The 12,742-nt window shown below is 52.9% G+C and carries 13 protein-coding genes; 11 read left to right on the forward strand and 2 right to left on the reverse strand.

The features are described from left to right. Window positions 1-42 precede the first annotated feature (42 nt). The 5 genes from glmS (at window position 43) to AC812_RS11570 (ending at window position 5,632) form a co-directional block, all read left to right on the forward strand. Window positions 43-1,830, forward strand: coding sequence for a glutamine--fructose-6-phosphate transaminase (isomerizing) (gene glmS, locus AC812_RS11550; protein ID WP_061918623.1), 1,788 nt, complete (start codon window positions 43-45; stop codon window positions 1,828-1,830). 93 nt (window positions 1,831-1,923) lie between these two features. Further along, window positions 1,924-2,325 carry an ArsR/SmtB family transcription factor gene (locus AC812_RS11555; RefSeq protein ID WP_061918626.1) on the forward strand — a complete coding sequence of 134 codons (402 nt, stop codon included), beginning with the start codon at window positions 1,924-1,926 and terminating at the stop codon, window positions 2,323-2,325. Between the two features lie 96 nt (window positions 2,326-2,421). After that, window positions 2,422-3,753, forward strand: a complete 1,332-nt coding sequence (locus AC812_RS11560) for a permease (protein WP_061918628.1) — start codon at window positions 2,422-2,424, stop codon at window positions 3,751-3,753. A 116-nt stretch (window positions 3,754-3,869) separates the two neighbouring features. Beyond that, window positions 3,870-4,325 (forward strand): CBS domain-containing protein, encoded by a 456-nt coding sequence (locus AC812_RS11565; RefSeq protein ID WP_169787301.1) that lies wholly within the window; start codon window positions 3,870-3,872, stop codon window positions 4,323-4,325. Between the two features lie 11 nt (window positions 4,326-4,336). After that, a complete protein-coding gene (locus tag AC812_RS11570; protein ID WP_061918632.1) occupies window positions 4,337-5,632 on the forward strand; it encodes an ArsB/NhaD family transporter in 1,296 nt (431 codons plus the stop codon). Between the two features lie 48 nt (window positions 5,633-5,680). Here the strand turns inward: AC812_RS11570 and AC812_RS11575 are convergent, their stop codons facing one another. Further along, complete coding sequence (locus AC812_RS11575) at window positions 5,681-6,040, reverse strand: DUF4180 domain-containing protein (RefSeq protein ID WP_061918634.1); 360 nt, start codon at window positions 6,038-6,040, stop codon at window positions 5,681-5,683. 527 nt (window positions 6,041-6,567) lie between these two features. On the opposite strand from AC812_RS11575, the gene AC812_RS11580 reads away from it, so the two are divergent. The 6 genes from AC812_RS11580 to AC812_RS11605 are packed head-to-tail and all read left to right on the forward strand — an operon-like array spanning window position 6,568 to window position 11,784. Beyond that, a complete protein-coding gene (locus tag AC812_RS11580) occupies window positions 6,568-7,587 on the forward strand; it encodes an ABC transporter ATP-binding protein (protein WP_061918636.1) in 1,020 nt (339 codons plus the stop codon). Beyond that, window positions 7,565-8,410 (forward strand): ABC transporter permease, encoded by an 846-nt coding sequence (locus AC812_RS11585; RefSeq protein ID WP_061918638.1) that lies wholly within the window; start codon window positions 7,565-7,567, stop codon window positions 8,408-8,410. The genes AC812_RS11580 and AC812_RS11585 overlap by 23 nt, the downstream gene beginning before the upstream one ends. A gap of 11 nt (window positions 8,411-8,421) precedes the next feature. Further along, window positions 8,422-9,288: an ABC transporter permease gene (locus AC812_RS11590; RefSeq protein WP_169787302.1), complete on the forward strand. Its 867-nt coding sequence runs from the start codon at window positions 8,422-8,424 to the stop codon at window positions 9,286-9,288. 12 nt (window positions 9,289-9,300) lie between these two features. Next, the gene (locus AC812_RS11595; protein ID WP_061918642.1) at window positions 9,301-10,206 is read left to right on the forward strand and encodes a DMT family transporter; all 906 of its coding nucleotides are present in this window, start codon (window positions 9,301-9,303) and stop codon (window positions 10,204-10,206) included. Then, window positions 10,199-11,125, forward strand: coding sequence for a GTPase Era (era, locus tag AC812_RS11600; protein ID WP_061918644.1), 927 nt, complete (start codon window positions 10,199-10,201; stop codon window positions 11,123-11,125). The genes AC812_RS11595 and era overlap by 8 nt, the downstream gene beginning before the upstream one ends. Further along, window positions 11,122-11,784, forward strand: coding sequence for a lysoplasmalogenase (locus tag AC812_RS11605; RefSeq protein ID WP_061918647.1), 663 nt, complete (start codon window positions 11,122-11,124; stop codon window positions 11,782-11,784). Before era ends, AC812_RS11605 begins: the two co-directional genes overlap by 4 nt. A gap of 3 nt (window positions 11,785-11,787) precedes the next feature. Here the strand turns inward: AC812_RS11605 and AC812_RS11610 are convergent, their stop codons facing one another. Continuing rightward, the gene (locus AC812_RS11610; protein ID WP_061918649.1) at window positions 11,788-12,711 is read right to left on the reverse strand and encodes a YitT family protein; all 924 of its coding nucleotides are present in this window, start codon (window positions 12,709-12,711) and stop codon (window positions 11,788-11,790) included. Window positions 12,712-12,742 lie beyond the last annotated feature (31 nt).

Genomic DNA, 12,742 nt, shown 5'->3' on the forward strand with positions numbered 1-12,742 from the left:
AAGCGTTTTCAAATCCCAACCCATTGAACGCAAAGGAAGATTATGTGCGGAATATTTGGCATTGTAACCGAAAAAGAACAACCTCTTGGCCCGATTCTGATTGAAGCCGCCCGCCGCCTGACCTACCGGGGCTACGACTCGGTAGGGGCTGCTACCATCTCCGGCAGCCGGATTGATTTACGGAAAGATGTTGGCAAAGTGGATGAGGTAGCTGCCCGCTACAACTTTGCGGAAATGACCGGCAGTCGGGGCATCACCCAGTTGCGTTGGGCGACCTTTGGCGCACCATCTCAGGTCAATGCCCAACCGCACCTCGATTCGGACGGAGACATGGTCGGCGCTCACAACGGCAATGTGGTCAATAATGTGGAACTGCGCCGACAATTCATGGCAGAGGGGATGACGGTGCGCTCGCACAACGACGGCGAATCGTGCGTGCATGCGGTCGAACGCTACGTTGACCGCGGATTTGATTTCATCGAAGCCATCCGCCGCGCCTATCAGGATTTACAGGGCGATTACGCCTACGTCATCGGGCGGATTAACGATGACAAGCTCTACGCCATCAAAAAAGGTAGCGGTTTGGTGGTTGGGATTGGCGAGGGATTTACCTGTGTTTCTTCGGATTTACCCTCCATTCTGCCCCTTACTCGAAAAATCCTGCGAATTCAGGACGGCGAGATCATCACGCTTTGGGCCAATCGGGTCGAATTGCGCTCGGTTGTGGATGGTCGGCTGATTGAACGCGAGCCCGAACTGGTCACCGAAACGATGGAAGCCGTCCAAAAGGGCGGTTACGCTCATTTCATGCTCAAAGAAATCCACGAACAGCCGCAGGTAGCCCGCGAAGTATTGCACATGCTGGCTGGCAGCACAGAGGTAAAACGGGTGCTGGATGCCATCCGTAACGCCCGCCAGGTTTATTTCATCGGCTGCGGTACCAGTTACCACGCCTGTCTGGCCGGTTCGGTGTACTTTGCACAACTGGCTGGCCGAGCGGTTATTCCGGTGCTGGCGCCCCAGTTCATCCCCCAATACCTGCCGGCGGTCAATAAGCAAGATGTGGGCATTTTTGTCAGCCAGTCTGGCGAAACAAAAGATGTGTTAAATGCTTTGCAGGCTGCCGAAGCCCAGGGTATGACCTGTCTGGGCTTGGCGAATGTGATCGGCTCAACCCTCACCAAAGCAACCGCCTGTTGGCTGCCCTTGTGTTGTGGCTATGAAATCAGTGTACCCGCTACCAAGACTTTCACCAATCAGGTGGTTACCTTTTTGTATCTGGCTTATCGTCTTGCCGGCCGGGACACCCGCCCGCTGGAAGACATCCCCGCCCTGATGGAAACAACCCTCAATACAGCCGCACCCCAGATTGAGGCAATTGTCCCGGCAATCAATCCATGGAACGATTTGTACTGCCTGGGTTATGGGGCCACCTACCCGATGGCCCTGGAAGGCGCACTCAAACTCAAAGAGATCACCTACGCTCATTGTGAAGGCATGTTATCTACCGAGTTCAAACACGGACCACTTTCTGCCGTGACGGAGAATTATCCGGTACTCTTTGTAACCGGGCCGGAAGACGTACCCCTGATCGTCAGCGGGATCAACGAGGTCACCTGTCGCGGAGGAAGGGCAATTGCCATTGGGCAGGAAGATTCCCGTCTGCGCGCCAATGCCAGCGAGGTCATCACCCTCCCTGAAGCCAGCCCTGAAATATCCTCCCTGCTCAGCGTTTTGCCCCTCCAATTGCTCGCCTATCACATGTCGGTGGGGCGCGGCTACGACCCGGACTTTCCGCGCAACCTCAGCAAAACCCTGACGGTGGACTGAAAACCCTACCATCCTTCAATCTTTTTTGATGACATTTGTCCGCTTGACATTCTCAGCGGATGTTTTACAATTACATTCAAGGAGTTGAATGTAATGACCAGCGATCCTTTAGACCGCTTTCAGACAGCGGCTCAGTTGTTCAAAGCTCTTGCCCACCCGGCTCGTCTGGCGATTTTGGACGTTCTGCGTCAGGGAGAGGAATGTGTTTGCCACTTGGAAGCCGTGTTGGGTTTTCGGCAGGCGTACCTTTCTCAGCAGCTGGCTGTGCTGCGCGAAGCGGGGATTCTCCAGGACCGCCGTGAAGGATGGAATATCTACTATCGCATCGTCCGAAAGGATGTTTTCGAGATCCTCGACGCCATTCGTACCGTCCTGCCGGAACAAGTTCAGCGGGATGATCTTGCTGAACCACATGAGTGTGACTGTCCAAAGTGTAGACGCAAAGAATCTCCAGCGGCGAGCTCGAAAGCCTTCCTCGCCCTTAATCGGGATTGATTGTTGATGTGAATTGGCCGGAGCAATCTGGTGCCATTTTTATTGGGAAATTAATATTCAAAATCCTGCATAAGAAAAGGAATTACCAACCGCATTATGGACTCAATCCTCAACACCCTTTCATCCCTGCTCTTTGCTGGTTGGAGCAGTCTGTTGGACTATCTGGCTGCTCATGTATTGCTCTGTCTTGTGCCGGCTTTCATCATCGCCGGTTTTATGAGTTCGATGATCCCCAAAGAGACCATCACCCGTTACCTTGGCCCCAAAGCCTCCAAATGGATCAGTTACCCGGCCTCCGCATTCGGCGGATTTATCCTGGCAGTTTGCTCGTGTACCATCTTGCCGCTCTTCGCTGGTATCTGGAAACGCGGTGCCGGTTTAGGACCGGCAATCACCTTCTTATTCGTCGGTCCGGCCATCAACATCCTTGCCATTACCTACACTGGCGCAGCAATCGGCTTTGATATTGCGGTAGCGCGTCTCGTCCTGTCCATCGCCTTTGGGATTGTCATTGGTCTGGCAATGGCGTGGATTTTCCGCAAAGAGGAAACCGCCCGCACACTTCAAATGACCGAAGCGGGGATGTTCGAGCAATCGGCGCAGGTCAAACCGGCGATCTGGGTAGTGTTTTTACTGCTGGTAGCCGTGTTGATCGTCGGCACGCTACAAATAGACTTGTTGACCAACGTCTATGCTCAGATCCGTCTGCCGTTTGAGATCAACCCTCAGCTGCGGGATAGCCTTTCGGCTGTCAACCTGACTTTTCAGGGTGCTTTGCTGATTATCTTGCTGGTTTTCATTGGTCTCACCGCCTGGAAAGGGTTTGAAAATGTGTTTTCCGGCTTCAACCGCTGGACGTATGTTGCCATCGGCCTGATTGCCTTTACGATCATCGTTGCATCGCCCAAAGAGGAAATCGGCTCGATTATCATCGGTATTAATGGACGGCTGATTGGCGAAGCGCTGGTGTTGACCGCGTTAGGGGCGGTGATAAGCCGTTCGTTCACCAAAGATGAACTGAGCGGTTGGATTTGGGAAACCTGGAAGTTCGTCAAACAAATCTTCCCCTTGCTGATCGTCGGTGTCTTTCTGGCAGGCATTGCCAAAGAAATTATCCCGGCGGTGTGGGTGCAAACCATTGCCGGCCGCAATACCTTATTCGCCAATCTGGTGGGTGTATTATTCGGTGTCTTCATGTACTTCCCCACTCTGGTGGAAGTGCCGGTTGCCAGAATGTTCCTCGATCTCGGCATGGCACGTGGGCCATTACTGGCTTACCTGCTGGCCGATCCTGAACTTTCGCTCCAATCCATTCTGGTCTTAAACGGCGTGATGGGCAGAAAAAAGACCGCAGTCTATGTATCTCTGGTCGCTTTGATGAGCACCAGCGCGGGTTACTTATTTGGATTGCTGCTGGCCGCCAGTTAGCGCCACCACCTGAAAAAAAGTGGTACACTAATGTTGAACAACCGGGCAACCTCAATCTTGAGGTTGCCCCCTCACCTTTGATGAGCCAGCCGCTGAAAACCGGAAAGCGAGGGGACATGCTCCAGATATCCCGATGGATGAAAAAGGAGGTCATCTCCATTCCGCTGAATTCGACTCTTCGTCAGGCGATTCAGTTATTCATTGATCATCATATTGGCACTCTGCCAGTAGTGAACGAAGATCATCATCTGGTTGGAATTTTACGCCTGCAGGATGTCATTGATATGGGAATGCCGGATTTCATCCATCTGGTCACCGATTTTGATTTTCTGCATGGGTTTGGTGCAGTTGAAAATCAGCGCCCCGACCCGCAGATTTTTGAAAAGAAGATCGAAGATCTGATTCTTGAACCCGTTTCGGTTCATGAAGACTCCGGTTTATTCCGTACGGCGGCTCTTTTGCACAAACACGCCTTAAGCGACCTGCCGGTAGTGGATCACGAAGGCCGGCTGGTGGGCATCGCCTCGCATGTGGATATCGGTGTTGCCCTACTCTCCTACTGGCTCTCTTGAGGTTTCAGCCGATGACATTTTCGCTTTCTACCGCCGTTTCGGCTTTTCTTTTTTTGGGCTGCCTTGCTTTGATTTTCAGCGAGAAACTTCATCGTACCATTGTCGCTGTGGCAGGTGCAGTTTTGATGGTCATTGCTGGGTTAATCCTGGGTTTCTACAACGAAGCTCAGGCGCTTTCCTCGATTGACTTCAACACCTTGGGGTTGCTGTTCGGCATGATGCTGCTGGTTGCCATGCTGGAACCGACCGGCTTCTTCGAGTTTCTGGCTGTGTGGGTCGGAAAAATGTCCAAAGGCAAAGCCGGCTTGCTGCTTTTCCTGCTGGCGCTGGTAACCTCCCTGGTCTCGATGTTTTTGGATAACGTCACCACCGTGGTGCTGATTGCGCCGGTCACCATTTTGATCTGTGAAATTTTAGGATTCTCCCCTCAGCCCTTTTTGATTTCCGAAGCCATCCTCTCCAACATCGGCGGCATTTCCACACTGGTCGGTGACCCGCCCAACGTGCTGATTGCTTCGGCAGCAGGATTTACCTTTGTGGATTTTATCGTTCACAGTTTCCCCCTCATCATCGTGGTGTGGTTCTCGGCTTATGCGATGCTGAGTTGGATGTTTCGCAAGGAACTCCGCCAGCCCTCTCCCAATGCGGAAGCAGTTCAATCCCTCAACCCGCAGGATGCCTACACCGATCAGCCAACCGCCCGAAAAGCCCTGATTGTGATTGGAATTGCGGTCATCTTCTTTTTTCTAGAAGAACTGCTTGAAATCCGCCCGGCAATCATTGCGCTGGCTGCTGCTTCCCTTGCTTTAATCTGGATAAGACCCAACATCAGCGATTTACTGAAACGCATCCAGTGGGAAATTCTGCTGTTCTTTGCCGGTTTGTTTGTTATGATCGGCGGCATTCAACAAGCCGGCGTCTTGGATATTTTCACCAGCCTGATTGTCCAGCTGGTTTCACTCTCACCCGCTCTGGCCGGTTTGATCCTGTTGTGGTCGGTAGCACTACTCTCTGCAATCGTGGATAACATCCCGATCACCATCACGCTTATCCCCATCATTCAGCATTTGGTTTTACCCGGTTCAAATCCCTCTTTTTTGTGGTGGGCGCTGGTATTTGGTGCCGGCTTAGGAGGAAACGGCACAATCATCGGTTCGACAGCCAATGTGGTTGTGGTTGGTCTTTCGGAAAAAACCCGCCTGCCAATCACCAGTCAAACATGGAACAAACGTGGCCTGCCGGTTATGCTGCTTTCCTGCCTGGTTACTTCAATCCTGTACTGGCTGACTCTGCCGACATTTTTTTGATGAATTAGGGAAAACTTTCTCAATTCGATTACAGGTATAAGATTCTCTCTACCCGGCAATTTTGCTAATGGCAGTTTCTCGATCCGGCACAAAGAATACCTCTCTGCCGCGATTACTTTCGCGAATGAATGCCCGTAAACTATTGCTTTTGTATTTCTCAAATTGACCAATTACAGCCATTTTGACTCGGTAATTGGAAAACTTCAGTAAAATTTCCCCCGCAACTCCGCTCCGTAATTCAAAAAAATCCGGTGTGAAATGATGTTCCTGCAAAATGACACCATTTGCTTCGTAACCACCCACTTCCGCAATCAGATCCAGAGCGTCCTGCGGTGTTTTAATAACAACTTCGCTTGAAAGAACTTCGACAATACGTTGTTTATTCTTCTCGACGACTTTTAATTCCATTATTTTTTCCTTTTACTCCAACTCCTCAAAGTTTCCTGCTTCCAAGCCGTTTTTCAATACCAGCCTGGCGGTGAAATTCCACCACTTCAGCGAATCGCCAGTTTTGATTCAACCTACGAATGTTTCCCTTTTAGAGCCAATTTGCATACCCAAAGTAATTGCCTGCGTAAGGAAAAAGCCAACCAGAACAGCCAGCGGAACCGGCATTGGCGAGAGAAAAATCAACTGATAAGTCAAAGGTACTACCGTATCTACACTATATCACATTGATAGACTTGAAAATTGCCTTGTGATCAGCTGAATTTGAGAGATGTCTCAATAGTCTGGATTGTGTTTTATAGTAGAATCACAGCGTGCCGGGGACGCCGACCCCGGCACGCTTTTTAAGGAGGAGAAGAAGAGAAGTCGCCCTTTTCGATTACAATAATACAGGAAACTTTGTTCCACTGCTTGACGCAAATCCTACGCTTGACCTACGCTAACCTTACAGGCACTTAACGAAATTGGTCTGATTTGGAGAAAATTCCATGAGCCAAAACCTAGCCGTCAAAACTGAAAACCTGGGACGTATCTATAAAATCCGTAACAACCGCAAAGAAAAACAGCGCGAACTGCTCGCCCTCGAAAATGTCAACCTCGAAATTCGGGAAGGGGAATTATTCGGACTGCTCGGCCCGAACGGCGCCGGTAAAACCACCCTGATCAAAATCCTGACAACCCTGCTCTCCCCCACCAGCGGGCGGGCCTGGGTAGCCGGTCTGGACGTGACCCGACAACCGGCTGAAGTCCGAAAACGCATCAACATGGTCTCCGGCGGTGAGACTTCCGGTTACGGCTTGCTGACCGTGCGTGAAAACCTGTGGATGTTTGCCCAGTTTTACGGCATTCCCAGCGCCGAGGCCAACCGGCGCATCAAAACACTGGCAGAGATAGTCGGCATCGCCGACCGACTCAACACCAAATCCTCCGATCTATCCACCGGTTTACGCCAAAAGATGAACATCATCCGCGGTTTTCTGACGGATCTGGAGGTGCTCTTCCTTGACGAACCCACCCTTGGGCTCGACGTGGGCGCTTCGCGGGATGTGCGCTCGTTCATCCGCCGCTGGATGGACGAAAATCCGCACCGCACGCTGCTGCTGACCACCCACTACATGGTCGAAGCTGAGGAACTTTGCGACCGGGTTGCCATCATCAATCAAGGACGGGTGCTGGCATGTGACACGCCGGCACGCTTGAAGCAAAACCTGCGGCACGAGATCTTCTTTCAGGTTTGGGTGGATGCCTCCCGCCTGCTGGATGAGTATGCCTTCCTTCGCATCAACGGGGTAAAACACTTCCACCAGTCCCCGGAGGAAGACTCCCTGCGCCTGGAAATTAGTCTGGAGGAAGAAGCCGTACTCTCCGAGATCATCTATGAACTGACCGCTCAATCTGCCCGCATTCTGCGGCTGGAAAAACGCGAACCCACCCTGGAGGATGTCTTCGTTCAGCTGGTTGGGCAACGCATGGAGGAGGTAGAAAATGTCGCTGTTCCCGCCGATTGAAAAGAAACGCAGCGGCTGGCAGCTTTTCCTGATGACCGTGGTGGGGCGCTCCTATCCGCGAGTAGTGGGTATGCAGCGGGAGCGTTCGTGGATGTTCTTCGACGTCTTTTTGCCCTTGCTCAGCGTGGCCGCCTATGTATTTGTTTACCGCGCCATCGGCGCCCCGGAAGATTATGTCGGTTTTGTGGTTGTCGGCGGTGCAATGACCGCTTTCTGGATGAATGTTTTATGGAGCATGTCCAGTCAGTTGTACTGGGAAAAGGAACAGGGCAATCTGGCGCTCTACATCATCTCACCGGCGCCGATGATGGCTATCCTGCTCGGCATGGCAGTTGGCGGCTTATTTGCCACCCTTTTACGAGCCATTGCCATTATCGCTGTCGGCAGCTTGATTTTCAATGTAACTTACGCCGTTTCATCCTTCTGGCAGCTGATTGCCGTTTTTTCACTGAGCATGGTTGCCCTGTATGGGCTGGGAATGATGAGTGCATCCATATTCCTGCTGCTCAGCCGCGAAGCCTGGCACCTCGCCAATCTGGCAATGGAGCCGGTCTATCTGGTTTCCGGGATGTATTTTCCGGTTAAGAATCTGGGTTTTTGGGCAGCAGCGGCTGCCTCGGTCATTCCCCTCACCCTGGGGCTGGATGCCATGCGTCAGCTGGTCTTTGCCAGTGGGCCGACCCTCGGCTTTTTGAGTGTGGAAACCGAAATTGGTATTTTGGTCATCCTTTCGGTCACCTTTGTAACTGCCGCCCGTTACCTGCTGGCTTATGTAGAACGGCTTGCCGTGCGTGAAGGCCGCCTGACCGAAAACCGCCGATGAAAGGTGCCCCCATGCAAAAATCCGTCCAAAAATCCGTTAATCTGCGCTCTTTCCTGACCGCCTCCTGGCTCGGCTGGCAAATCGAATCCAACTGGACCGACCCGTTTCTGTTCGCCACCTACTCCACCATCAAGCCGGTTGCCGGGGCGGCTATCCTCGTGCTGATGTACTCCATCGTCACTCAGGGTAATTTTGACTCCCCGGTTTTTGCTTACCTGTACCTTGGAAACGCTTTTTATCAGTACGTTCCGGCTGTGTTGACCGGTGTTTCGTGGACGATTATTGACGACCGCGAACACTACCGTACCCTGAAATACATCTACACCGCCCCGGTGAACATCCCCTTTTACCTGTTTGGACGGGCAGTCGCCAAGTTCATTGTGGGCACTTTTGGCGTGGTCATTACCATCGCTGCCGGGGTGTTATTCCTCAATGTTCCATTAGACTGGTCGCGGGTGGATTGGCCGCTTTTCCTGGTGGCTCTCTTTTTGGGTGTGCTCATGCTGGCGCTCAGCGGACTCATCTTAGCCGGCATTACCTTGATGACCGCCCGCCATTCCTACTACATTGGGGATGTGGTCGCGGGCGGCTTGTTCCTTTTCACAGGGGCAATCTTCCCCCTCGAGGTGTTGCCGAACTGGCTGCGGCCTATTGGCTATCTGCTGCCAATCACATACTGGCTGGAATTAATCCGCCGTTCACTGGTCGGGGCAGTTGCTGAAGCCTTCCCTACCTTCACAGCCCTGAGCAATGGAGATTTACTGCTCATCCTTGCCGCCTCTTCGCTGGTGTTTGGAATTGCCAGCATCTTCATCTTCCGTTATTGCGATCATCAAGCCCGCGAAAGAGGGTTAATTGACCAAACCACCAACTACTGAACGGGGAATCGCTTGACCTTAAAATCCTGGCTGAAATTTCTTTATCTGGGCGTAGTGTGGGGCGCAACTTTTTTATGGATCAAAATTGGTCTGGAAGAATTAACTCCCCTCACCTTCACCGCCTTACGGTTGAGTGTGGCTCTGGTCGGCCTGCTCGTTCTCTTGTTCATCACCCGCCCGCGCTTGCCCAAACTTGCCAACGGCTGGGATTTTTTGGTGTTAGGGGTTTTCAACATTGCGTTGCCTTTTCTGCTGATCACCTGGAGCGAGCAGCATGTCACCTCCGGCATGGCAGCCATCCTCAACTCGACCGCCCCGCTTTTCACCATGCTGCTGGCGCAAATTTTTGTGCAGGATGACCACATCACCCTCCCCAAAGCCCTTGGCCTGCTGGCCGGTTTCGCTGGGGTGGTAGTGCTGGTGTCCGACGAATTAGGCACAGCCATGACCGGCGAACGGTGGGGACAACTGGGGGTGCTGGCTGCTTCTCTTTCGTATGCGGTCGCCATCATCTTTGCCCGTCGGCGCACATTTGACCTTGCCCCGGTCGTTCAAGCGCTTGGGCAGAACTTTTTTGCCAACCTGACCGTCTGGGGGCTGGCTTTTGGGCTGGAAGGCAGCTTAAGCTTGCCGCGCCTGCCCATGACCTGGCTGGCGATCCTCTGGCTGGGCATCATGGCTACCTGCATCGGCACCGTGTTATACTATGGGTTGTTGAAAGAAGTCGGGCCAACCCGCACAACGCTGGTTACCTACCTTTTCCCGCTGGTTGGGGTGGTTTTAGGGGTCACCTTTTTACAGGAAGCACTGGACTGGCGCATCCTCTTGGGTGGTTTGTTGATCATCAGCGGCGTTGCAATCGTCAATTCACCAATTGGTTGGAGAAAAACTCCTGCGGAGGCAACTCAAAATGAATGAAACCTCGCCAACATCTTATCGGGCAGGTTACATTGCCCTGATTGGCCGTCCGAACGTTGGAAAATCCACCTTGATGAACGCCCTGATGGGGCAGAAAATTGCAGCGGTTTCCCCCCGTCCGCAAACAACCCGGCAGCGGCAGCTGGGTATTTTGACCCTGCCGGAAGCTCAGTTGATTTTCATGGATACCCCCGGAATGCACAAACCGGTTCACAAACTGGGCGAATACATGAATCAAGTCGCCGAAGATGCGCTGAAGGATGCGGATGTAATCTTGTGGCTGGTGGATGCTTCTGTCTTGCCAACCCCTGAAGATTTGCGCATCTCGGAGCGGTTGAAATCCATCAACGGCTTACCCGCCGTTTTGCTCGGTCTGAACAAAATTGATCTGCTCAACAAAGACCTGTTGACGGAGCGCACCGACCAATACCAGGCCCTTTACTCTTTCGAACAGGTAATCCCCTTCTCCGCAACCCGCGGGGACGGGCGCGATGAACTCATGCAGGCCCTGATCAGCCGTTTACCGGTGAGTGAAGCGCTGTTCGACCCCGACCAGATCACCGATTTGTACGAGCGGGAAATTGCTGCCGATCTCATTCGTGAGGCAGCCTTGCTGCACCTGCGCGACGAAGTTCCCCATGCCATTGCCGTGCGGATTGATGAATATACCGAACGCGGCGAGGAGGGGGCTTACATCCACGCCACTCTTTTCGTGGAACGCGAATCCCACAAAGGGATTGTGATTGGCAAAGGCGGCGAAATGCTCAAAAAGATTGGCAGCAGCGCCCGGCAGGAAATCGAAGCCATGAGCGGCCGGCGGGTGTTCCTGGAATTAAAAGTCAAAGTAAACCCCAACTGGCGCAATAAACCGGATGCCCTTCGCTGGCTGGGGTATTACCGCAAGAAAGATGGGCAATGAATGCTGGTTGGTTCATAGCCGCTGGTATCCTCGCCGCATCCGACTGGTCAACCGTATATTTTGAAAAATACCGCTGGCGCTGGCTGACCAAAACGGGGGCAATCCTCTGTTTGATTACTGCCTACACCCTCTCCGGCGGCTGGCAAAATTCGGTGTGGTTTGGAATGGGATTGGTCTTTTCCCTGGCAGGTGATACATTCCTGCTGCTCCCTCCCCGCTACTTCCTCGCCGGTTTGGCAGCCTTTCTCATGGCGCAGATGGCTTACATCATCGCCTTTCACCAACCCCCTGCCCCGTTGGGGATCAACCATCTGCTCAGCGCCGGAGTGTTGCTGATCATTGCGCTGTTGGCGTTCCGGCGTCTTTCATCCGCTTTAGCGTCTGAAAACCGCACCAATCGGCTGCGTTGGGCAATTCTTTTCTACATTCTGGCGATCAGCACAATGGTGTATTCTGCCCTGACCACGCTCTGGAATCCCGCCTGGCAATTACCTGCCGCATGGCTGGCGGTTGCCGGAGCAATTTCCTTCTACTTTTCGGACTGGATGCTGGCCGATCAACGCTTCATTCGCTCCACGCGCTCCGGCCGGTTGATCATCATGGTCGCCTACCACATCGCCCAATTTCTGCTGGTGTTTGCCTTTCTGATGAGGAAATAGAACCTACTCTTTAACCAGCGGGCGAAAACCTTCTCCCAAAGCTTCGTGCGCCTGCCCAATGACCATGAAAGCCCGCGGGTCAATTTCGCGTACCAGTTCTTTCAACGGATTGACTTCCGAACGGGTGATAACGCAATATAACACCGGCCGTTCCATGCCCGTGTAAGCACCTGTACCCGGCAGAATTGTAACACCACGTTCCAGCACGCTCATAATCGAATGGGTAACCTCATCCGGATGCTGAGTAATGATCAACGCGGTGCGGAACACACCCGAGCCTTCCGAAACTGCCTCTGCCGCCAGACCGGACACATAAATCACCAGCAAGCCATACAGGGCTTTCTCCCACGAAAACGCAAAACCACCGGCCAGCACCACCAGTGTATCAGTAATCAGGTAGGCCTGTGAAATGGAGATGCCCAGCCGGTGATTGAGAATACGCCCCAGAATATCGCTGCCTCCGCTGGTACCCTGCCCGCGATAAACCAGGCCCAGCCCAACCCCCAGCAAAATCCCACCGTACAGACAGTCCAGCACCAGATCGCTGGTCACCCCCTCGGCCGGAATAAACCAGACCAGCCCATCCGTGAACAGGGAGAACAGTGCAATTGCCAGCGCGGTGCGCTTTGCAAAACGCGCTCCACCAAGATATTGCCAGCCGAGAATAAAGAGGGGAACATTCCCAACGAAGACCATCAAACCAATCGGCCAGCCCGTGAAGAAATTGATGATTTGCGATGCACCACTCACCCCGCCGCTGACCAGCTGGGCCGGCACCAGAAACAGGCGCATTGAAAGCGCTTGAATGAATGCCCCAAGCGCAACCAGCAAATATTCCTGTAATGTCTTGCGGGAAAACGCCGCCGGGGTCAACAAAGCCCGCAGCATTTGCCCCACTGAAATTTTGGGAGAACTTGAATATTGCATGGGTAAAACCTCATTCTATCTCAACCACATT

The sequence above is a fragment of the Bellilinea caldifistulae genome (genome assembly GCF_001306055.1).
Classification (GTDB): domain Bacteria; phylum Chloroflexota; class Anaerolineae; order Anaerolineales; family Anaerolineaceae; genus Bellilinea; species Bellilinea caldifistulae.